This is a genomic window from Polaribacter sp. KT 15, assembly GCF_900143115.1.
Taxonomy (GTDB): Bacteria; Bacteroidota; Bacteroidia; order Flavobacteriales; family Flavobacteriaceae; genus Polaribacter; species Polaribacter marinaquae.
The window spans coordinates 1,959,939-1,985,208 of sequence record NZ_LT670850.1 but is presented as its reverse complement, the minus strand read 5'-3'; the positions used below and the strand labels follow the sequence as shown (position 1 = coordinate 1,985,208).

The following is a 25,270-nucleotide window of genomic DNA, read 5'->3' as shown; positions in this document are numbered from 1 at the left end:
TCTACTTCTTTTTTTTATTTTTCTTTAATTTATTCAACCAAATTATTGTTCCGGTAACAGGTAAACTTGTTGCAATTAAACATGCTAAGAAATATATAATCTTAGAAAGCATTCCGTATATTTCTCCTGTATGTAACGGTTTTATTAAAGAAGCTATTTTTACATTAAACGGTTTGTCTTTAAAATAATCTACAGCCAAAACTTTGCCTGTGACATCTAAATATAATTTATCTGTAAAAACTGGTGAAAAACTAAAATCATCAGACTTTCTAAAACTATAATAGTTGTTTCTTTTATTCGGAAAAGTTACCGACAGCTCACCTTTATAATCTAAAGTTTTATTAGCAGTAGCAATCAACTCATCTACAGTTAATATTTTATCCGTAGGTATTTTATCTACATTAAGTTTAACACTAGAACGATTAAAAACCTTTGTACCAAGAACAGTGCTTAAACCTTCTCTATAACCTTCAAAAGACCAACATAAACCAGTTAAACCCATAATTACAATAAAAATACAAGCGTAAAAACCTAAAGTATTATGTAAATCATGATTTATTCTTTTCCAATTTGCGTTGAATTTTATTTTAAATCCTTGCTTAAAGTTTTTTAATTTTATTTTTCTTGGAAACCAAAGAACAATTCCGGTAATAGAAAGAATCAAAAATATTATTGTAGCAATACCTACAATTGGTCTACCAACAGTTGTATCTAACATTAACCACCTGTGCAATTTAAACATAACAAGTAAAAAAGCATCTGCACTTGTTTTTTGTACTTTCTTTACTTCTGCATTAAAAGGATTTACCAATACTTTTGCGCCTCTTCTTTCTTTTAAATCTTTTTTTACATTAAAAACATAAGGCTTTAAATCATTTGTAGGAAGTGTAACTCCGGTAACAAAGCCTATTTCTTTTTCTTTTAGCGTATTAACAAGAGAAGAAATGGCTATTTTTTCATTTGTTTCTTCAATTGTAAGCTTTTCAGCAAAAAAATCTTTTATCTCGTGTTCAAATGCTAAAACTGTACCTGTTAAACAGACCACAAAAAGTACAATTCCACTGGCTAAACCAAGCCAAAGATGAATATCATTTATTAGTTTTCTAAAAGTATATGCAGTTTTTTGTTTCATCAATAGAAATTATATATATTTATTTAGACTCACTTTAAATAGTGGTGCAAATATAAAAATTACTTTGACAAATACAATTTTATTTAGAATTAATATAAATAATTATTCAACAGGAAATATCTTCATTTTTATTTAATTATAGTTAATATTTATGTGACCATTATAACTTATTAGTGTCAAAATAATGATGCACGATAAATAATGATTACTTTTGTGCTCTTAAAAATTTTTTTATTTTATGCTAACATATGTAAAGAAAGCGAAAATATTTGGGGGAATACTTCGTTTTAAATTGCATACTACCCTAGTCCTATTCACATTAATAGGTATTTTAAATTCATCTAACGTTTTAGCTCAATCAAGTATAGATTGGAGTACAGTAAATTGGCCACAAGGCTCAACTTCTGGTACAGTTAACTTAACAACGCCTGCTGGTTTTAAACAAGAATCGGTTACAATTAACATTACTCGTAACGTGGCAGATGGTAATTTTTACTCAAGTGCTGCTACCGGAACTTTTCCAAGAATAGATCGTGCTTCTGGCGGTTTATTTGGTGGTGTTGATGATCTTGGTGTTGCGTTTGACCCAGCAAATACTGGTAGAACAAATGCAAGTTCACCTGTAAGGATTACATTAAATTTTAGTCAAAATATAACAAATCTTAGATTTGGTATATCAGACATAGATTATAGTAATCCTAGGGTAGATAGAGTTACTGTTACAAGTAATGCAGGCTCACCAAACTCAATAACAATAGTAGACCCACCAAATACTACGGTAGCTTCTACAACAATTAATTCTGCACAATCATCAACAGCTAATGGAAATTCAGACAATAATGATAACGGATCTATTATTGTAGATTTTGGTTCTAAGTCAGTAAGAACGGTTACAATTTTTTACACAGATAATAATAATTCGAACGAACCAAGAGGAGCAGGTTTTTTAGGTAATTTTACATTAAAAACGGCTAGTATAATAGACGCCGTAAACGAAAGCGCAACTACAGCTTATGGCATTAGTGGTACTGTTGTAAATAATGTTTTATCTAATGATATTTTAAAAACTGTAGCACCAACGCTGTCAACAGTTAATCTTACACAACTTAGTACAACTAATTCTAATATTAGCTTAAATACATCTACAGGCGCTGTAAATGTTTCACCAAATACACCAGTAGGAACTTATACATTAGTATATAGAATATGTGAAAAAGCTTCAACTTCTAATTGTGATACTGCTTCTGTTACAATAACTGTAACACCTCCAGATAATGACAATGATGGTATCGCAGATGATGTAGATTTAGATGATGATAATGATGGTATTTTAGATACAGATGAAAGAAACTTGGTAGACTGTAATACTAAAGCAGCTCCTATATTTAGTTCTGCCAATGGGCCTTTTTCTTACAACGGATCTAATGTTAATTCACCAACAGTTGGTAGTCAATTTTTATATAATGATGTTTATCCTGGAGTAGATGCCATTGTAACAATTGTATCTTCTACAGATACGGCAATAATTAGTTTAGATGTACCAGAAACAACTGCTGGAATAGATAACAATTTTCAACCACAAATTCAGCACGCAAGCCCTACAAGTTTTACAGAATTTAAAATAGATTTTGTTATTGCAGATACAAACACACCAGCACCAAAAACAACTTACATATTATCAACTATTGATAATGATTTATATGAATTTGTTACCTACAAAGATGGTTATACTGATCTTTTACAAACAGACAACCCAAATAATTTAAATCCTTTAACAGGTCAACCAGCCAACGAAGGTGGTTTTAATAAAGGATTTATAAGTGATGGTACTCTTGGAGAACAAATAGCTGTAGATAAACCAGAATATCAAATAACTGCTACTTATGCACTTAGTTCATCTGTAAGTATACGATTTGGTAATGGTATAACTTCTAACCAACCTTCTTTTCACTCAATAACTTTAGAGCCTTGTATTCCTAGTAATAACTGGAGTACTCCACCTGTATTATATGAAGATATCGATTCAGATGGTGATGGTGTTCCAAACTCATTAGACTTAGATTCTGATAACGACGGAATAACTGATGTTATCGAATCTGGTGGTACAGATACAAATAGAGATGGTCAAGCAGATGGAAATGTTGGTACATCTGGCACTACAAATGGTGTACCTAGTTCTGCTGGCACAGGAAATACTCCTGCTAACTCAGATTCTGATACAATACCAAATCATCTAGATATTGATGCAGACAATGATGGTATTCCAGATAATATAGAAGGTCAAACTTCAAATGGTTACATCGCTCCAAGTGGTATCGCAAATAATATTACAGATACAAATAATAATGGTGTTGATGATAATTATGAATCTGGTGCAATAATAGGTTTCGATCCAGAAAACACAGATGGTATAGACAATCCAGATTATTTAGATTTAGACTCAGATAATGATGGCATAACAGATATCAGAGAAAATGGAAATGACAAAAACTCTTTAACTGGTTCAGATTCAGATAACGACGGTTTAGACAATGCTTTTGATGATAATGACGATTCTAGCATTTCTGGCGCTACAGTTAATGACGGATTAAACAGTGGTAATAAGGTTACAGATATCAACTCATTAGAAAATGCTTATGGCGATAACGATGACAACTTTAATCCTGGAGACGGAGATTTAGACTATAGAGATTTTAAAGATTCTGATAAAGACGGAATTGTAGATTCTGATGATTTAGATGATGATAATGATGGTATTTTAGATACAGTTGAAATAGCCTCTTGTGTAGGTAGTTTAAATTATGAATTTTATGATAGTGTTCCTAGCGGAAATACAGTAGATAATATTCCTACTACTGGTGCTACTGCTACTGGTACAGTTACTAATTTTGATGTAACGGCTTTACAAGAAATGGTTACACCATCAGATACCCAAACGTATAGTATTAGATATAGTGGTTATATTAATATTCCATCAACTACAAATTATACTTTTTACTTAAATTCTGATGATGGTTCTAAACTTTTTATAGACGGAAATCAGGTAGTAGATTACGACGGTTTACATGCTGCTGCAGGTTTAGTAACTGGCGACAATATCCCTTTAAAAGAAGGTATACATGAAATTACTGTTTTATTTTTTGAAAATACAGGACAACATTCATTAGATGTAGAATACTCTAGTTCAAGTATTTCAAGAAGAAATTTACCATTTTCAATATTATCACCTAATTGTGATATTGATGGCGACGGAATTTCTAATCACTTAGATATAGATGCAGATAACGATGGTATTCCAGATAATATAGAAGGTCAAACTTCAAATGGTTATGTTGCACCAAGCGGAATAGGAACATCTATTACAGACTCTAATAATAACGGTGTAGATGATAATTATGAAAATGGACAAATCGGCTTAACTCCTGTTAATACAGATGCTTCAAACGATTCTATTCCAGATTATTTAGATTTAGACTCAGATAATGATGGTATAGATGATGTTTTAGAAAATGGAGATACTGATAATGGCGCATCTGGTAATGATACTGATGGTGACGGTTTAGACGATAATTTTGATGACAATGACGATAGTAACACAGAAGGTTCTACTGTAAATGATGGTTTAGGTAATGGTAATAAAGTAACTAATGCAGCTACTTTAGATACTGCTTACGGCGATCAAGACAATGATTTTCCTGGTTCTGGTGATTTAGACTACAGAGATAAAAATGATATTGATAATGATGGTGTAGCAGATCTTTTCGATTTAGATAACGATAATGATGGTATACCTGATGTAGACGAAATGGATTGTAGTGGTAATAACCTAGGTAATTCAGCTCCTTTATTGGGTGCTTTTAGAGACAATATCTTTTGGTTAAATTGGGATGGAGATTTCACAAACGGTATAAACTTAGGAGACAGCAAAACATTTACAATGCCAGATGGCTCTAGTATAACAGCTACTGTTGTTTCTGCATCAGCTAAAAATGGGTTAACAACAGATTTTGTACCAGTAGATATGGCTGCTTGGGATGCAAATCCAAATCCACATTTAAAACAATATTACGATACAACACCAGATAATGAAGTTATTTACAATCCTTCTGGTAAACCTTCTTCTGAAATCGACTTTACAATTCGATTCACAGGTTTAAATAATAATATTGTATTCACACCAAACCTTGTAGTTGCAGATGGTGAAAGTACAGATGAAATTACAGAAAAAGCACAATACTATACTTCGGGTACAAACTGGGAATTATTAGATAATATACCTAATACTTTTACAAATTCTAGTATAAATGCTAAAGAAGCATTTTTAGAAGGAAATGATACTGGTTCTGGAGGAAATGGTTTTTATGTTTTAAAATCAAATAAAGCAAATACAATTAGAGTTGTTCTTAAAAACACTGTAAATGGTTCTTCACAAGGTGTTGCTTTCGGAATTTTCTTAGACTGTTTACCTATAGATTCAGATAACGACGGAATTCCAAATCATTTAGATTTAGATTCTGATAACGATGGTATTCCGGATATTGTTGAGGCAGGTGGAACAGATACAAACGGTGACGGTAAAGTTGACAATATTAATGCCAATGGTACTTTAATTAATGATGCTAACAATAACGGTTTAGATGATTTATATGATGTTGATAACGGTGGTAATACAATACCTAATTTAGATTCTGATGGAGATGGTATTCCAAATACTCAAGATTTAGATTCTGATAATGACGGTATTGCAGATATTGTTGAAGCTGGTGGAACAGACACAAACGGTGACGGTAAAGCTGATAACTTCGTAGATACTGATAATGACGGATTTAATGATGTTGTGGATGGTGATGTTGGTCAAGATGGTACTTCAGAAAATATTGCAAACGCTTTAATCGTTACTGGTGCTGACACCAATAACGATGGAACACCGAATTCTTATCCTGCTGGTGATACTGATAACGACGGAATCTTAGATCATTTAGATTTAGATGCTGATAACGACGGTATCGCAGATGTTGTTGAAGCTGGTGGAACAGATACAAACGGTGACGGTAAAGCTGATAACTTTACGGATGCTGATAATGACGGATTTAATGATGTTGTGGATGGTGATCCTACAAATGCTTTAGCAAACGGTAATGATGCTAACGGAACAAATACTGATAACGCTTTAATCGTTACTGGTGCTGACACAAATAACGATGGAACACCGAATTCTTATCCTGCTGGTGATACTGATAACGACGGAATCTTAGATCATTTAGATTTAGATGCTGATAACGACGGTATCGCAGATGTTGTTGAAGCTGGTGGAACAGATACAAACGGTGACGGTAAAGCTGATAACTTTACGGATGCTGATAATGACGGATTTAATGATGTTGTGGATGGTGATCCTACAAATGCTTTAGCAAACGGTAATGATGCTAACGGAACAAATACTGATAACGCTTTAATCGTTACTGGTGCTGACACAAATAACGATGGAACGCCGAATTCTTATCCAAACGGTGATACTGATAATGACGGAATCTTAGATCATTTAGATTTAGATGCTGATAACGACGGTATCGCAGATGTTGTTGAAGCTGGTGGAACAGATACAAATGGTGACGGTAAAGCTGATAACTTTACGGATGCTGATAATGACGGATTTAACGATGTTGTAGATGGTGATCCTACAAATGCTTTAGCTAACGGTAATGATGCCAATGGTGCTAATACTGATAACGCTTTAATAGTTACTGGTGCTGACACCAATAACGATGGAACACCTAATTCTTATCCAAACGGTGATACTGATAACGACGGAATCTTAGATCATTTAGATTTAGATGCTGATAACGACGGTATCGCAGATGTTGTTGAAGCTGGTGGAACAGATACAAACGGTGACGGTAAAGCTGATAACTTTACGGATGCTGATAATGACGGATTTAATGATGTTGTGGATGGTGATCCTACAAATGCTTTAGCTAACGGTAGTGATGCCAATGGTGCAAACACTGATGACGTTTTAATCGTTACTGGTGCTGACACAAATAACGATGGAACGCCGAATTCTTATCCTGCTGGTGATACTGATAACGACGGAATCTTAGATCATTTAGATTTAGATGCTGATAACGATGGTATCGCTGATGTTGTTGAAGCTGGTGGAACAGATACAAACGGTGACGGTAAAGCTGATAACTTTACGGATGCTGATAATGACGGATTTAACGATGTTGTCGATGGTGATCCTACAAATGCTTTAGCTAACGGTAGTGATGCCAATGGTGCAAACACTGATAACGTTTTAATCGTTACTGGTGCTGACACAAATAACGATGGAACTCCGAATTCTTATCCTGCTGGTGATACTGATAACGACGGAATCTTAGATCATTTAGATTTAGATGCTGATAACGACGGTATCGCTGATGTTGTTGAAGCTGGTGGAACAGATACAAACGGTGACGGTAAAGCTGATAACTTTACGGATGCTGATAATGACGGATTTAACGATGTTATGGATGGTGATCCTACAAATGCTTTAGCTAACGGTAGTGATGCCAATGGTGCAAACACTGATAACGCTTTAATCGTTACTGGTGCTGACACAAATAATGATGGAACACCTAATTCTTATCCTGCTGGTGATACTGATAACGATGGAATCTTAGATCATTTAGATTTAGATGCTGATAACGACGGTATCGCAGATGTTGTTGAAGCTGGTGGAACAGATACAAACGGTGACGGTAAAGCTGATGACTTTACGGATGCTGATAATGACGGATTTAATGATGTTGTGGATGGTGATCCTACAAATGCTTTAGCTAACGGTAGTGATGCCAATGGTGCTAATACTGATAACGCTTTAATAGTTACTGGTGCTGACACAAATAATGATGGAACACCTAATTCTTATCCAAACGGTGATACTGATAACGACGGAATCTTAAATCATTTAGATTTAGATGCTGATAACGACGGTATCGCTGATGTTGTTGAAGCTGGTGGAACAGATACAAACGGTGACGGTAAAGCTGATAACTTTACGGATGCTGATAATGACGGATTTAACGATGTTGTGGATGGTGACCCTACAAATGCTTTAGCTAACGGTAGTGATGCCAATGGTGCCAATACTGATAACGCTTTAATCGTTACTGGTGCTGACACAAATAATGATGGAACACCGAATTCTTATCCTGCTGGTGATACTGATAACGACGGAATCTTAGATCATTTAGATTTAGATGCTGATAACGACGGTATCGCAGATGTTGTTGAAGCTGGTGGAACAGATACAAACGGTGACGGTAAAGCTGATAACTTTACGGATGCTGATAATGACGGATTTAATGATGTTGTCGATGGTGATCCTACAAATACTTTAGCTAACGGTAGTGATGCCAATGGTGCTAATACTGACAACGCTTTAATCCTTACTGGTGCTGACACAAATAACGATGGAATGCCGAATTCTTATCCAAACGGTGATACTGACAACGACGGAATCTTAGATCATTTAGATTTAGATGCTGATAACGATGGTATCGCAGATGTTGTTGAAGCTGGTGGAACAGATACAAACGGTGATGGTAAAGCTGATAACTTTACGGATGCTGATAATGACGGATTTAATGATGTTGTCGATGGTGATCCTACAAATGCTTTAGCTAACGGTAGTGATGCCAATGGTGCTAATACTGATAACGTGTTAATCGTTACTGGTGCTGACACAAATAATGATGGAACACCTAATTCTTATCCAAACGGTGATACTGATAACGACGGAATCTTAGATCATTTAGATTTAGATGCTGATAACGACGGTATCGCAGATGTTGTTGAAGCTGGTGGAACAGATACAAACGGTGACGGTAAAGCTGATAACTTTACGGATGCTGATAATGACGGATTTAATGATGTTGTCGATGGTGATCCTACAAATGCTTTAGCTAACGGTAGCGATGCCAATGGTGCTAATACTGATAACGTGTTAATCGTTACTGGTGCTGACACAAATAATGATGGAACGCCTAATTCTTATCCAAACGGTGATACTGATAACGACGGAATCTTAGATCATTTAGATTTAGATGCTGATAACGACGGTATCGCTGATGTTGTTGAAGCTGGTGGAACAGATACAAACGGTGACGGTAAAGCTGATAACTTTACGGATGCTGATAATGACGGATTTAATGATGTTGTGGATGGTGATCCTACAAATGCTTTAGCTAACGGTAGTGATGCCAATGGTGCAAACACTGATAACGTTTTAATCGTTACTGGTGCTGACACCAATAATGATGGAACACCGAACTCTTATCCAAACGGTGATACTGATAACGACGGTAAACTAGACTATATTGATATCGATGCAGATAACGATGGTATACCAGATAATATAGAAGGTCAAACTTCAAGTGATTATGTAGCACCTAGTGGAATAGGTTCATCTATTACAGATGCTAACAACAATGGAGTTGACGATAATTATGAAGATGGTCAAATAGGTTTAACTCCTGTAAATACTGATAGTAGTGTAGATAACATACCAGACTATTTAGATTCAGATTCTGATAATGACGGTATTTTAGATATTGTTGAAAATGGAGATACAGATAATGTTTTATCTGGATCTGATATAGACAATGATGGTTTAGATGATAATTTTGATGATAACAATGATACTAGTATACAAGGTTCAACTGTAAATGATGGTCTTGGTAACGGTGATAAAGTTACAAATATTACAAATCTAGAAAATGCTTACGGAGATGCAGATAACGATTTCCCTGGAGCTGGAGATTTAGATTATAGAGATACATCAGACAGAGATAACGACGGTATCGCAGATAATATAGATATTGATGATGATAACGACGGTATTTTAGATCTTGTAGAAAATGGAAATAATGATGCTGATGGTGATGAAGATGGAGACGGAACACCTAATTACAGAGATACTACAGATAATGGAAATGCTGGTGATGGTTCTGTAACTAATTATACTGACTCAAATTCTGATGGAATTCCTGATGTGTATGATTTTGATAATGACGGAATTGCAAACCACATAGATTTAGATGCTGATAATGATGGAATACCAGATAACATTGAAGGTCAATCTACTATAGATTACGTTGCTCCATCTGGAAATGATGCTGACAACGATGGTTTAGATGACGCTTATGATGCAACACCAAATGGTAATGCAAATGGTTTAGGATCTTTAGGGTTAACTCCTGTAAATACAGATGCAAGTGCGACTGTTGGCTCAGATACAACTCCAGATTATTTAGATCTTGATTCAGACGGTGATGGTTTATTTGATGTTGTAGAATCTGGTGCCGGTTTACCAAATGACGGTAACGGAACATCAACAGGTATATTTGGTGCTAATGGATTAAATGATTTAGCTGAAACTGGAGATACAGATTTAGGTTATACAGATATCAACGGAGAGTACGACAATACACAAACAGATAATTTTGACGATAACGATCAAGATGTTTTAACTGTTGGTGATGTGGATTATAGAGATATTACAGATGATGGAATTCCTATGATAACACAAGTATATCAATTTGAAGCAGAAAGATGGATTGAGATTACAAATATCCATCCAACAAAAAGTATTGCTGCTAACCTTATCAATATACAATTATATAAAGATAAAACTGGTGTGCAAACTACTGCGCCAGATGTAACGCACACAGTAACATCTGCATTAGCTCCAGGTCAATCGGTTATCTTTGGTAACTCTAACAATACGTTAACTAATATCAATAGTAATGCAATTGCTGTTAAAAACAACGATTTAACTGATATTAGTGGTGCTAATGATATTATTACTTTATCAAAAGTAAATGGAGTTTCTTCTTACGAAAACAGATATGATATTATCGAATCTTTTAAAGATAAAACATCGTATGTAAGAATAGATGAAACGCTACAACCTAATGTAAATTATACAGAAAGCGAATGGGTTGTTTTTATAGATGATGCGTTAGATCCTTATAATTTCTTAATTGATTCAGCTGAGAGACATCCGCATGATCCGTTAATTTCGGAGATTGAAAGTTCGAACTCAGATGCAAATACCTTGTTAGGATTGCATAGAATAGAGAAAACAATAAGAACTGGTGGTAACTGGAATAATGGTTATCCTGATAGATCTAGATATGTTTCTGTTAATGAAAATTACGAACATCAAAATGAAAGATTGAGTGCGCGTAAATTAGAGGTATTAGGTTCTAATATTCTAGCAATAGATAATCAATTGTTAGTGGTAACCAATAATTTAAATATTACCACAAATGCAGAGATTCGATTGGTTGGAAAAAGTCAGTTTGTTCAAACGCATACAGGAGTTGCCGATATTACAGGTAACGGAAAAATGTATGTCGAACAAAACTCTGAACTTGCAAATATTTATAGATACAATTATATGAGTTCTCCTGTAAGAACAGTCGATTTACAAACGTATTCTATAGAATCAGTTTTAAAAGACGGTACAAACCCGGTTAGTTTTGCAGGTGTTGTTGGTCAAGGAGCATCAAACATTGCTAGAGATATTAATTTTGTTGGCGGTTATGATGGTAGTACAGGTACACCAATTAATATTGCAGATTACTGGATTTATACTTTTGCTAGTACAAGAGGACAAAGATCTAATTATGAACACAAGTATAAATCAGGAACAATAGCGCCAACAGATGGTTATATTTTTAAAGGACCAGAAGTAGCACAAAACTATACTTTTGTTGGTAATCCTAACGATGGAGAATTAACTACAGCAGTTGGAGGAAGTGACTCTTATTTAATAGGAAACCCATTTCCGTCTGCTATGAATGCTTTAAAATTCATTAAAGACAATATCAATTCTATCGATGGTAGTTTATATTTCTGGGATCATGTAGGCGAAGAAAACACTAGTTCTGAAACTAGCGGTCATAATTACCAAGGTTATGTTGGTGGTTACTCTACAATTAATCTTTCTATGGCTGTAGCTAGTTTAGGTAAACCTGCTGTTGGTGCGTTTAGCATTACCTTAGAAGCAGAACAAGCGACAACTAATACTTCTTCAATTACAGATCAAGCAAGAGAGGTTGTAAGGTTGAATACAAGTATAGAATTTTTAGAATTTAATAGAATTACAAGAGCAACAGATGAAATAAATATTAATTACAAATCTGCTACAGGTAAGACTTTAATTTTCCTTAAAGATAATGTAGAAGTTGGTACTTATGATTTACCTGCAACATCGGGTTATGAAACATTTACTATTAACGATTGTGTTATTGTTGGTTCTACTATCAGATTTGAGTCTTTAGATTCTAACACAATTGATATTGATTTTATAGAAATGAATGACGATGATGGAGATGTTTCATGTGCACCATCAAGTGGTACAGATAGTAGTTTATTTAAAACTCCTGGAACTTACATTCCTATCGGTCAAGGATTCTTTATAGGAGGTGATTCTGACGGTGGACCAATCGTGTTTAACAACAGTCAAAGACAATATGTTACAGAAGATAGTGGGAATGCTGTATTCTTTAAATCTGAAAGAAAAAAGGTTGTAGAACAAGATAATGGCGACTTTAATACATTGCCTTTATTAAAAATAGGAATGGACTTTGTTAGCGAAGATAGAGAGCCTTTACACAGACAAATTGGAGTGTCTTTTAGCCCAAACAATACTTTTGAATTTGAAAAAGGTTTTGATAGTCCTATTAACGATTTAGGTACAACGGATGTTTATTGGAAATTTGAAAATAGTGACAACAAATATGTTATTGCAGGAATTCAAAGTGTTTCAAATTCTTTAGAGATTCCTTTTGAAATAATAATGGATTATAAAGGTGCTGTTATTTTAAATTTAGATGATATCAAAAAGATAAACAACACTATTTTTGTAAAAGATAAGTTGAATAACAAAACATACGACATTACAAATAACGAAGTTGTTTTACAATTAGATAAAGGAGAGTATTTAAATAGATTCTCGATAGTATTTAGTCAAGACACTGTGTTAAGTGTTGATGATGTAAATCTAGAGAATCCAATAAATGATTTAATAACTACTTTCTTAGACAAAACTACTAACGAATTAGTAATTGATAATAAAAACAATTTAAACATCGAAAACGTAGTATTATTTAACCTTTTAGGTCAAAAAACAAACAGCTGGAACATTGATTCTTCTGATAGTGAAAACAGACTTAAAGTTAATAATATAGCTAACGGAGTATATATTGTAAACATTAAAACTGAAAAAGGTATGATCAGTAAAAAGGTTTTGCATAACAAATAGTTATAGAAATACATAAAAATAAAAAAGCCCAAACTTTTAAAAGTTTGGGCTTTTTTTTATTCTTTAAAAATTACTTCATCAAATGCTTTCTTACTAAAGTAGAAATAATTTTACCATCTGCTTGTCCTGCTAATTCTTCTTGCATAACCGCCATAACTTTCCCCATATCTTGCATCCCAGAGGCATTTAAATCATCTATAGTAGCAATAACTACTCCTTCAATTTCTTCTTCTGATAAAGCTTCAGGTAAAAACTGTTCTAACACAGCCAATTCTGCAAGTTCTGGTGCCGCTAGGTCTTCTCTACCCTGCTTAATAAAAATAGCAGCACTATCTTTACGTTGTTTAACTTGCTTCTGAATAATTTTTATTTCTTGCTCTTCTGATAATTCTTCTTGAACACCAGATTCTGTTTTTGCTAATAAAAATGCAGATTTAACTGCTCTTAAAGCCTGTAAAGCAACAGTATCTTTTGCTTTCATTGCTTCTTTCATTTTATTCATTACTTCTTTTTGCAAACTCATATTTACTTTATTAAATTATTATTTTTTTGTCTTTTTTAAATATAAAACATTTTTGTTGTAGTCTATAAAGGCTTTTCCTTTCTGTAAAATATCTGCACCTATAATTCCGTCAACTTCATCTGCATTATGCTGTTTAAGAGCGGTATTAACATGCGACAAGTCAAATAAAACAAGGTGTAATTGATTTGTTTTCCAACTACCAATTTTTAAGCTATTATTTTCAGACATCTGAGTCTCCATATCAATAGCTCCTGCACCTGCTGCTTTTGTTTCACTTTCTTCTGCAATTAACTTAAAATTAGAGATGGCATTTAAACCAACACAAGAATTAGATGCACCAGTATCCAATATAAAGCGGCCTTTAACACCATTTATTTTAGCTTTTAATTCTAAATGATTAGTAGCTAAGGTTTTTAGTTTAACCTTTACGTATTTCTTTTTTTTTAATATTTTTTCTAATTTCTTCATAAAATAATATCAGAAATCAAAAATACGATTTAAAACAATTATAAAATTAATACGATAAAATTTCTTTCATTTTGTGTTTATAAATATCAGACTCTTTAATGTTATGGTGCGTCCCACCATCAATAATAAAACAACTATTTTGTTTAGAAATGTTTAGATTAATTAGTGCTATTGAATCTTTATAAGAAGTAGTAACGTCTCTATTACCATGAAATATTATAATTGGTGATTTTACCTTAATAATATCTTTATCTGTTCTAAATTTATATTTAACTAAAAAGAGTGGAATAAATTTAGAATAGTTATGTATTGCTTTGGCTAAATTAAAAAACGGAGCTTCTAAAATTAAAATTTTTGCTTGATTACGGCTTGCGATATGTGTTGCAAAAGTTCCGCCTAAAGAAAAACCATACACAATAATATTATTTTCTTTAAACAGATTTTTTAAATGATTATAAACACAAAGAGCATCTTTATACATTGCGTTTTCATTAAAATCACCAGTGCTTTTACCATAATTTCTATAGTCGAATATTAAAACTTCGTAATTGTTATCTAGAAAAAATTGCACTCTTTTACCCCAAGTAGATAAATTACCTTTATTTCCGTGGCAGAATAAAATTACCCCTTTAGGTTTTTCTAATTTAAAATGAATTCCATTAATTTCATTATCATCAGGTGTTTTAATAAAAACTTCTTCATAAGAATTTTCAAAATTAAAATTGTAATTTCTATCTAATTTTTTACCATTCTTGAATATAAATTTCTCCTGATTAAAGTATAAAACAAGGAAATAAATAATAATGAAAAATGGTAAAGAAAAATACAACACAATCATAAATAGCTAATAGTTTTACAAAATTAAAGCAATAAAAAAACCGATACAATTAGTATCGGTTTTTTTATAAAGTAATTGAGGTTTATCCTCCAAAATCATCAAAACGAATATTCTCGTCTGCAAGACCAAAATCTTCACCCATTTTCTGAACCGCTTTGTTCATCAATGGAGGTCCACAGAAATATAGTTCTAAATCTTCTGGTGCATCGTGGTGATTTAAGTAATTATCGATAACACAATTGTGAATGAAACCAACAAAACCGTCTCCAGATTCATCATGAATGTCTTTTTTTACTTTCCAGTTATCTGCCTCTAAAGGATCTGATAAAGCTATATAAAATTTAAAGTTTGGAAAATCTTTTTCTAATGCTCTAAAATGTTCGATATAAAATAATTCTGCTTTAGAACGACCACCGTACCAATATGTAACTTTTCTACCTGTTTTTAAAGTTCTGAATAAATGATATAAGTGAGAACGCATTGGTGCCATACCTGCACCACCACCAACGTATAACATTTCTGCATCAGATTCGTTGATGAAGAATTCTCCGTAAGGTCCAGAGATCACACATTTATCACCTTTCTTTAAGTTAAAAATATAAGATGATGCTACTCCTGGATTTACATCCATCCATCCACCTTTAGCTCTATCAAAAGGAGGTGTTGCAATACGAACATTTAACATAATTTCTCTACCTTCTGCTGGGTAAGAAGCCATAGAATAAGCTCTTTCAACAGTTTCAGTATTTTTCATTACTAACGGACGTAATTTGAACTTGTTCCACTCTGCTTCGAACTTATCTGGAGTTTCATGTTCTTCTGGGTGAGCTGTAATATCCATATCTGCATATTTAATCTCACAAGGTGGAATTTCAATTTGAATATAACCTCCGGCCTTGTAACCCATATCTTCTGGAATTTCAACAACAAATTCCTTAATAAAAGAAGCTACGTTGTAATTTCTTACAACTACAGCATCCCATTTCTTAATTCCGAAAATTTCTTCTGGAATTGAAATATTCATGTCTTGTTTCACTTTAACTTGACAAGCTAAACGTGCTCCTTCTTTTAATTCTTTTCTAGAAAAATGAGGTAATTCTGTTGGTAAAGCTTCTCCACCACCAGAGTTTACATGACATTCACACTGAATACATGTACCACCACCACCACAAGCAGATGGTAAAAAGATTTTATTACTACCTAATGTAGATAATAAAGAATCTCCTGATGCTACTTCAATTTCTCTTTCACCATTAATCATAATCTTTACAGGACCAGATGGTGATAATTTTTGTTTTACAAATAGTAGTAATGCTACTAATACTAAAGTTAATAGTAAAAAAGCTGCTACTGTTGCAATAATGGTTCCTGTTGTACCTGCTGCTAATATCATGCTACTATTGGTTTATATTTGTATTTTCAGCTACAATTTCTTTAGCCTCTTTAATTTTCTCTTCTTTTTGCACTTTAGCTTCTTCTACTGGTTCTCCTTCTTTCTTCTCATCACCACCAGTTAACATTCCTCCGAAACTCATAAATCCAATTGCCATTAAACCAGTAATTATAAATGTAATTCCTAATCCTCTTAAAGCAGGTGGTACACTAGAGTATCTAATTTTTTCACGAATTGCAGCAATAGCTAAAATTGCTAAAAACCAACCAATTCCTGAACCTACACCATAAGTTAATGCTAAACCTAACGTAGGTATCTCTCTTGATTGCATAAATAAACTTCCTCCTAAGATTGCACAGTTTACAGCAATTAATGGTAAGAAAATACCTAGTGAGTTGTATAATGATGGTGAGAATTTTTCAACAATAATTTCTACCAATTGTACCATTGTTGCAATTGTTGCAATAAACATGATAAAAGATAAGAAACTTAAGTCGTAAGCTGCATATTCTGGGCCTAACCATACCAATGCTCCTTCTTTTAAAATATATTGATCTAATAACCAGTTTAAAGGCACAGTTACTGCAAGTACAAAAATTACTGCAGCTCCTAAACCAACAGCTGTGGCCACTTTTTTAGATACAGCAAGGTAAGAACACATCCCTAAGAATGTAGCAAATACCATGTTGTCTATAAATATCGATTTGAAAAATAATTCTATATGTTCCATATTCTATATTATTTAAACGCTTAGCGTCTAGTTTTCTTCTATTAATGATTTATTTTTAGAACGCTGTATCCAGATAATAATACCTACAACAATTAATGCCATTGGTGATAATAGCATAAAACCATTATTTTCATAACCAATTGCATACAATCCTGTTTTCTCTATTGGATCTCCTAAAACTTTAAATCCTAATAAAGTACCAGAACCTAATAATTCTCTAAAGAAACCAACAATTACTAATATTACACCATAACCAACTGCATTACCTATACCGTCTAAGAAAGATCTCCATGGCCCGTTACCTAAAGCAAAAGCTTCAAAACGCCCCATAATAATACAGTTTGTAATAATCAATCCCACAAAAACAGATAGTGTTTTACTTAGTTCGTAAGCAAAAGCTTTTAAAACTAAATCTACTATAATTACAAGAGTTGCAACTACTATTAGTTGTACAATAATTCTAATTTTTGATGGTATAATGTTTCTCATTAAAGAGATCACTACGTTTCCTAAACCTAATACAAACATTACAGAAATTGCCATTACAATAGATGCTTTTAACTCTGCTGTAATTGCTAATGCAGAACAAATACCTAATACTTGTATAGTAATTGGGTTATTATCTGCTAATGGGTCTGTAAGTAATACTGCGTCTTTTTTTGATAAAAGTCCCATAAATTATTTTTTTAAGTTTTTGAAGTAAGGCACATAAAGTGCTAAATCTTTCTTTATCATAGCAGAAATACCATCACCAGTAATTGTTGCACCAGCAATTGCGTCTACTTCATAATCTGTTTTATCTTCGTTTTTTGGATCGTTGTTTCCTTTAGCAACAGTAATCCCTTTAAAAGCACCAGATTCTGTCATTAAATGTTCGCCAATAAAGTCGTCCATAAAATAACGTTGTTTGATGTTTGCTCCTAAACCAGGTGTTTCACCTTTATGATCAAAATAAGCACCTTGAACAATCATGTTTTCATCCATAGAAACATATCCCCAAATAGCATCCCATAAACCTTTTCCTCTAATAGGAGCTACGTAGTATGTTTTACCATCTTTCTCTCCAACAAATAAAGGTAACTTTCTTACTTTACCTGCTTTAGCGTTTGCTTGCTGCTTTTTAACATCAATTAAATAAGCATCATCACTTTCAGAAACTTTGTCTCCTTCAATAACGATTTGCTTTTTTATGTATTTAGAAAACTCTTCTCCTGCGATTGATGTAGATACAAAGTTTGCACTAGATTCGTCGTTTTCATTAACACCCATAGCATACAAAATATTTTGTTGCTTTTCTATTCTTTCATTTTCTTTGATTGTAGGCTTTAAAGACGATGCTAAAAAGGCTAACAAAGAACCAACAATTAATACCATTACTACGGCAAAAACCATTGTATAACCATTACTATCTGTTCTCTTACTCATAATTAGGCAGTTTTAACTTTAGTACGTTTTAATCTTCTTTTTACGTTTCCTTGAACCACATAATGGTCTATTGTTGGAGCAAATACATTCATTAATAAGATTGCTAAAAATACTCCTTCTGGGTAAGCTGGGTTAAATACACGAATCATAATTGAAATAAAACCAATTAAGAAACCATAAATCCATTTACCTTTATTTGTTTGCGATGCTGTTACAGGATCTGTTGCCATAAATACAGCACCAAATGCTAAACCACCAATCATTAAGTGTTCCCACCAAACAGTGTTCATTAATCCGTAGAATTTACTAGAATCTGTAATAATTTCTGCTGCTACAATTTGATTAAAAATTAATCCCATAACTGCTGCTCCTATAAATGTAGAAACTATAATTCTCCAACTTCCTATTTTGGTAAAAATTAAAAAGGCTGCTCCTAAAAGAATTAATAATGTAGATGTTTCTCCTACAGAACCAGGAATAAAACCTGCAAACTTGTCCCAAGTAGAATAAATTACTTCTTGATTTTGTGCGTAACTACCTAAAATAGTTTCTCCAGAAATTGCATCTGCAGTACCTACTCTATTTACTGCATCATGAACCCAAACCTTATCTCCCGACATCCATGTTGGATATGCAAAGAATAAAAATGCTCTAATAGTTAAAGCTGGGTTTAAAATATTCATACCTGTACCACCAAATACTTCTTTACCAATTACAACTCCAAATACAACTGCTACTGCTAACATCCATAAAGGTGTGTCAATTGGTACAATTAATGGCACTAACATACCTGTTACTAAATACCCTTCTTCTACTTCATGACCTTTAATTACTGCAAAAATAAATTCTACAATAAGACCAACTCCATAAGAAACGATTACTAAAGGCAATACTTTAATGATACCTATCCATAGATTATCCCAAGTTAAAAAAGAACCTAACACTGTAAATTCTGATGTAATACCTTGAGCTCTTTCTATAGCGGCATAATGCTGGTAACCTGCATTAAACATTCCGAAAAGCAAACATGGTATTAAAGCCATAATTACAATATTCATTGTACGCTTTAAATCATCTGCTGCTTTAATATGAGTTCCTCCGTGAGTAACTTCATTTGGCAAATATAAAAAGGTATGGATTGCGTTAAACGCAGGAGCCATTTTTGTTCCTTTATATTTCTCTTTTAAATTATGTAAGTTTTGTTTTAAGCTCATAACTTTATCCTAATTCTTCTCTCATTAAATCTAAACCTTCACGAATAATCTTCTGATGTGGTTGTTTAGATACACAAATAAATTCTGTTAGTGCAAAATCTTCTGGCGCTACTTCGTAACCACCTAAAGCTTCCATTTCATCTAAATCTTTATACATAAATGCTTTTAATAATTGCATTGGATAAATATCTAAAGGAAAAACTTGCTCGTAAGAACCTGTAACAACAAAGGCTCTATGCTCACCATTAGTATTGGTGTTAAGATCGTATTTTTTCTTAGGGTTTAACCAAGAAAAAGTTAATGCTCTAGAAGTAGATACTTTATTAAAAACTGGTTTATTCCAACCAAAAAATTCATAATCATCTCCTTCTGGAATTGCAGTTATTTGATTATCGTAATAACCTAAAAACTCATCTAACTTTACTTCTTTACCCGTAAGTACGTTTCCAGAAATAATTCTAGTATTATCGTTTTCTAAATTATTAGCAACTAAATCTTCTATCGATGCACCAGCAATTGCTGTAACATATTGAGGTTTGCTAAATTTAGAACCTGTTAAAGCAACTGTTCTAGTTAAATTTAACTTTCCTGTTAAGAATAACTCACCAATAATCGCTAAATCTTGTGGTGTAATAACCCAAACAACTTCACCTTTGTTAATAGGATCTATTTTTGCAATTTGAGTACCAACATTACCAGATGGATGCGGCCCAGAAACTTTATGCAATTCTACTCCTGTTAATTTTGATAAAGGAGAAACTGAATTTGAACCAACAGATACGTGTACTTTACCAGCTGTTAATTTCGAAACAGCTGTTATAGCTGCTTGTAATTCTGCTTCTTTACCGGCAAGAGTGTAATCTAAGTCTGCTGCTAAAGGTGCACTTGCATATGCAGAAACAAATATTGCTTTTGGTGCTTGGTTTGGATTTGCAACAATGTCATAAGGACGTTGTTTTACAAATGGCCAACAACCAGAAGCAAATAAGTAATCTTTTACCTCATCTGCAGACATATTGTTTGCATCTTTAGTACCAAATTCTTTATATACTTGTGTAGCATCTGCAGCAATTTTAACTGCTAAAACTTTTCTTCTTGCCCCACGTATTACCTCTACTACTTTACCAGAAACCGGACTAGGAAATAAAATACGTTCGTCACTTTTTGAATGAAAAAGTGATTCTCCTGCTTTTACCTCTGCACCTTCTTTGGCTGTAAGTTTTGGTATTATTCCGTGAAAATCTTCTGGCTTAACTGCATAAACACTACTTTGAGAAACCTTAGTAGTATTTTTTTCTGCAACGCCAACAAGCTTAATATCTAAGCCTTTTTTAATACGAATGTCTTTTGACATAGTAAATTGGAATGTTTAGTTATCTAAAAAAATCAAGCAAAAATAAAGATTTTGACGATGAAGATTCACATAAATGAGGCTTAATCTTGGTTAAATATTCTTATTTATATTTATTCTAAATAATTTATTATTTAGAAAACCTTGTTGTTTTTTTTATAAAAATAAAAACATCCTAATTAAAATTGATATTTGAATAATTATTCTTATTAATTTTACAATTTTAATAAAAAAGGTACAGTCTTTGCTTTTAATGACAGCGTAATAAATTTAGTATTTTAAAAAATATGATAAAATTAATCCTTAAGAAATTAACTTTTATTTTTTTAATTTTTTGCTCATTTACAAATGCGCAAAACATTAAAACAATTCAATTAAGGCCGCTACAAGAAAACAATTTTGTTGCTATTGTTCCTCTAGGCACAACTTTAGAACTTTCTTTTGATGATTTAGATGCAGATAGTAAAGAGTATCAATATAAAATAGAAAGAAAAACGCACGATTGGAAAAAAAGCCGATTACTTTCTAGCCAGTTTATAAATGGTTTTGATCAAAATACAATTATAAATGTTACAAATTCTTTTAATACACTGCAAAATTACACACATTATAAAGTACAAATACCTAACGCAAATACAGCAATTACTAAAAGCGGCAATTACTTAATATCAGTTTTAAATACTTATGATGAAGTTGTATTTTCTAGAAGATTTGTATTGTATGAAGATAAAGTAATTGTGCCAGTTTCTGTTGTTAGAAGCAGAAATACGAAGACGTTAAATACACAACAAACTGTTCAATTTTCAGTAAATTATAACGGATTGAGAATAAATAATCCTAACCAAGAAATTAATGTTACCATTTTAAAAAATAACAATTGGCAAGAAACAATTAGTAATTTATCACCTACTTTTTATAAACCGAATCAGTTATTATATACTTACACCAATAAAACAAATTTTTGGGGCGGAAATGAATATTTAAACTTTGATAGTAAGTTAATTAGAAATACAAGTTTAAATATTGTAAAAGTTTTAAGAGACGATATTTATCATCATTATATTTATCCTTTTACTTATAACAAATACAGACAATATAGTTACAACCCTGATATTAACGGACAATTTCTAGTCAGAAATTTAGAAGTAAACAACAGCAACACAGAAGCAGATTACGCTTTAATGCATTTTACATTAGAAGTAGAAGAAATGTTTAAAGAAAAGGAACTTTATATTTATGGCGCTTTTAATAATTTTACTATTTCTGATGAAAACAGAATGTATTTTGACCCAAAAACAAATACATACAGAGCAAATATTCTACTAAAACAAGGTTTTTACAATTATACGTTTGCATCCGTAGGAAAAGACAACGTTCTAAACACCAACGAAATTAACGGCAGTTTTTTTGAAACAGAAAACGAGTATACTGTTTTGGTGTATTATAAACCTATTGGTAGTTTGTATGATAGAGTTATTGGTGTTGGCAAAGGCTACTTTAATCAAAATAACTAATTTGTAAATTGATTTGTAAAAACAAATCAAAAAAACTACTTTTACTATGTATGATAGAATTAGTAACAAAAGGCATAAAAATTTCTGTAAAAACTAACTACAATGGTTCTAGTTATAGAAACAACAGGCTTCATCATGTTTTTTCTTACACTATATCGATTACAAATCAAAGTGAAAACAAGGTAAAACTAACAGATCGATTCTGGAAAATTTTTGATTCACAAAATCAAACTGAAATAGTTAGCGGAGAAGGTGTTGTTGGACAAACACCAATTTTAGAACCAAACGATCATTACACATATAAATCTGGTTGTTTTTTAACATCCAATATCGGCGCAATGAAAGGTTTTTACACAATGATTAACTTAGAAACTTACGAGCAATTTAAAGTATATATCCCAACTTTTCAACTAACAACTACCGCCTTATTAAACTAGCTAAAAAAAAGAATAAAGTTGCTAAAATTCAAGATCCTGCTTGTTTAAATTGCGGACATCCATTTAGCGGTCACGAAAAATTTTGCCCAGAATGTGGACAAGAAAACAAAGGAGATAAAATAACTTTTGTAACTTTTGTTTACGAAATGTTTAATGGTGTTTTTAATTTTGATGCAAAGTTTTGGAAAACTTTAATTCCGCTACTTACCAACCCAGGTAAAGTTTCTAAAGACTACAAAGAAGGCAAAAGAAGTAGATATTCCAATCCTTTTAGATTTTACATTACCGTTTCTATAATTTCATTCTTAATTTTAGGTTTAAAAATTAATTACAAAAAATATCAGGCTTTAGTTAAGGCTGATGTTCAAAAAGAATTAAGTATTAACGAAAAGATTAACAATACAGAAATAGAAAGAGACTCTATTACTAAAATTGTGCAAAAGGAATTAGATAAGTCTATTATTCCGATTTCTAAAAAACAAAAAAAAGAAATTCTTGATGATATAGAAAAGGAAGAAAATGACAGTATAAAAAAGAAAAAAGCGAAAAAAAGAAATTTTAGTTTTGGAAAAGGAACTAGAATAGAAAAATTTTTAGAATTTCAAAAAGAACATCCAAAAACAGATGTAGATAATGCACTAGATTCTTTAAAATATAGTAAAAACTTTAACAATAGATTTCTATATCAAAGAGTAAAAGTGATGAATAAAGTAATGGACGACAATGATAGTTATGATAAGTTTGTTAACGAATCTCTATCTTACATCTCTATTTCTTTATTTATATTTCTACCATTATTTACGCTCTTTTTAAAACTTTTATATGTTAGAAGAAAATTTACATATGTAGACCATCTAATATTTGTGTTTCATACACAAACTGTTTTTTTTATGCTGCTAACAATTGTATATATTTTAAGTTTTTTTATGAAAGTAGAAAACGCTTCTATTTTTATATTGATATTCTTAACCTACTTGTTTTTAGCAATGAAAAAGTTTTACGACCAAGGTTATATAAAGACACTATTTAAATTTCTAATGTTGAATTTTGTCTACATGATTATGGCAGTTTTAGGAGTAGTTTTAGTTACTTTAATCTCTTTTGCAATTTATTAATTTACAAAATCTAAATACAACATATTTACAGAAGAACTTTCTTTTTTTACTGAAGTTACACTTACTGTTTCTACAATATCACGTTTCATTTTTAAAGATATATCTGCAGTCCCTTTACTTTCATTTTGATGAAATTGAAGAATATTATCTTGCTCAAATACCGTATTAATAGCTAACCACTCAGAAAACCAAATACGTCTTTGCGTTTTCATTTCATCAGTGTATAATGTAGAAGAAGACCAAATTTTTGGCTCTTGAGGTAATTCTGTAAAATGTTTTTGCTCTCCATCCCAAACCAATTCAAAAGTTTTTAAACGATTTTCCCAATCAACAAGAATCAATGTAAATGGCTCAATTCCTTCAAAATCAAATTGATTAATAAAAAAAACAGCATTAGCGTCTGTTAATATTTTTTTAACGATTACACCTCTACTCATCTTGTAAGAATCTTTTCTTTTATGAATCGTAAAACCGCCGTTTAACAAACAAACCAATCGTTTTTTATCACTTAAACCAATCCATGTTCCGCCAGCAACTTCATCCTTAGGATATGTTAAAACCACACCATCTTCTACATAATCTTTAGGTGGTAATGTTTTTCTTAAAGGTGTTTCATCTCTATTAGATGTTAAAATAAAATTGTTATTACCTAAAGGAAGGTACGTAACTGTGCACATATTATAATTTAAATTTAATTATTAAAATTTTTACATTGACGCTCTAAAATTAAATTATTCTCAATAAAAGAGATTAAAAATCGACTTAATTTATTGAAACAAAAATTGTAACTTTGAAACTCAAAATTAGTAGATTA

At 32.1% G+C, this 25,270-nt stretch carries 15 protein-coding genes; 4 read left to right on the top strand and 11 right to left on the bottom strand.

Going from position 1 to position 25,270, the window contains the following annotated elements; all coding sequences use genetic code 11:
* Position 1: 1 nt before the first annotated feature.
* The gene (locus B5464_RS08905; RefSeq protein WP_079738080.1) at positions 2–1,132 is read right to left on the bottom strand and encodes a PepSY domain-containing protein; all 1,131 of its coding nucleotides are present in this window, start codon (positions 1,130–1,132) and stop codon (positions 2–4) included.
* A 238-nt stretch (positions 1,133–1,370) separates the two neighbouring features.
* Here B5464_RS08905 and B5464_RS08900 point away from each other — a divergent pair, with 238 nt between their 5' ends.
* Positions 1,371–13,448: a PA14 domain-containing protein gene (locus tag B5464_RS08900; RefSeq protein ID WP_079738079.1), complete on the top strand. Its 12,078-nt coding sequence runs from the start codon at positions 1,371–1,373 to the stop codon at positions 13,446–13,448.
* 70 nt (positions 13,449–13,518) lie between these two features.
* Here the strand turns inward: B5464_RS08900 and B5464_RS08895 are convergent, their stop codons facing one another.
* The 9 genes from B5464_RS08895 to B5464_RS08855 form a co-directional block, all read right to left on the bottom strand.
* Positions 13,519–13,971, bottom strand: coding sequence for a GatB/YqeY domain-containing protein (locus B5464_RS08895; RefSeq protein WP_077811041.1), 453 nt, complete (start codon positions 13,969–13,971; stop codon positions 13,519–13,521).
* Between the two features lie 18 nt (positions 13,972–13,989).
* Entirely contained in the window at positions 13,990–14,439 is a 450-nt protein-coding gene (locus B5464_RS08890) for a retropepsin-like aspartic protease (RefSeq protein WP_079738078.1), read from the bottom strand.
* Positions 14,440–14,485: 46 nt separating this feature from the next.
* A complete protein-coding gene (locus tag B5464_RS08885) occupies positions 14,486–15,277 on the bottom strand; it encodes an alpha/beta hydrolase (RefSeq protein ID WP_079738077.1) in 792 nt (263 codons plus the stop codon).
* 82 nt (positions 15,278–15,359) lie between these two features.
* The gene (nqrF, locus tag B5464_RS08880) at positions 15,360–16,670 is read right to left on the bottom strand and encodes an NADH:ubiquinone reductase (Na(+)-transporting) subunit F (RefSeq protein ID WP_079738076.1); all 1,311 of its coding nucleotides are present in this window, start codon (positions 16,668–16,670) and stop codon (positions 15,360–15,362) included.
* A gap of 4 nt (positions 16,671–16,674) precedes the next feature.
* Complete coding sequence (gene nqrE / locus B5464_RS08875) at positions 16,675–17,400, bottom strand: NADH:ubiquinone reductase (Na(+)-transporting) subunit E (RefSeq protein ID WP_077811033.1); 726 nt, start codon at positions 17,398–17,400, stop codon at positions 16,675–16,677.
* A 27-nt stretch (positions 17,401–17,427) separates the two neighbouring features.
* On the bottom strand, positions 17,428–18,075 hold the full coding sequence (locus B5464_RS08870; protein WP_077811032.1) for an NADH:ubiquinone reductase (Na(+)-transporting) subunit D: 648 nt from the start codon (positions 18,073–18,075) through the stop codon (positions 17,428–17,430).
* Positions 18,076–18,078: 3 nt separating this feature from the next.
* Complete coding sequence (locus B5464_RS08865; protein WP_077811031.1) at positions 18,079–18,825, bottom strand: Na(+)-translocating NADH-quinone reductase subunit C; 747 nt, start codon at positions 18,823–18,825, stop codon at positions 18,079–18,081.
* 2 nt (positions 18,826–18,827) lie between these two features.
* Positions 18,828–20,039: an NADH:ubiquinone reductase (Na(+)-transporting) subunit B gene (locus B5464_RS08860; protein WP_077811030.1), complete on the bottom strand. Its 1,212-nt coding sequence runs from the start codon at positions 20,037–20,039 to the stop codon at positions 18,828–18,830.
* Positions 20,040–20,043: 4 nt separating this feature from the next.
* Complete coding sequence (locus B5464_RS08855) at positions 20,044–21,393, bottom strand: Na(+)-translocating NADH-quinone reductase subunit A (protein WP_079738075.1); 1,350 nt, start codon at positions 21,391–21,393, stop codon at positions 20,044–20,046.
* 284 nt (positions 21,394–21,677) lie between these two features.
* Between B5464_RS08855 and B5464_RS08850 the strand changes: the two genes are divergently transcribed.
* From B5464_RS08850 to B5464_RS08840, 3 genes are all read left to right on the top strand, one after another.
* Positions 21,678–22,904: a DUF5103 domain-containing protein gene (locus B5464_RS08850; protein ID WP_231963580.1), complete on the top strand. Its 1,227-nt coding sequence runs from the start codon at positions 21,678–21,680 to the stop codon at positions 22,902–22,904.
* Positions 22,905–22,954: 50 nt separating this feature from the next.
* Positions 22,955–23,341: a Co2+/Mg2+ efflux protein ApaG gene (gene apaG, locus B5464_RS08845; protein WP_079738074.1), complete on the top strand. Its 387-nt coding sequence runs from the start codon at positions 22,955–22,957 to the stop codon at positions 23,339–23,341.
* 146 nt (positions 23,342–23,487) lie between these two features.
* The gene (locus B5464_RS08840; RefSeq protein WP_079738073.1) at positions 23,488–24,456 is read left to right on the top strand and encodes a DUF3667 domain-containing protein; all 969 of its coding nucleotides are present in this window, start codon (positions 23,488–23,490) and stop codon (positions 24,454–24,456) included.
* Here the strand turns inward: B5464_RS08840 and B5464_RS08835 are convergent.
* Positions 24,453–25,133 (bottom strand): NRDE family protein, encoded by a 681-nt coding sequence (locus B5464_RS08835; RefSeq protein ID WP_079738072.1) that lies wholly within the window; start codon positions 25,131–25,133, stop codon positions 24,453–24,455. The genes B5464_RS08840 and B5464_RS08835 overlap by 4 nt on opposite strands.
* Positions 25,134–25,270: the final 137 nt, after the last annotated feature.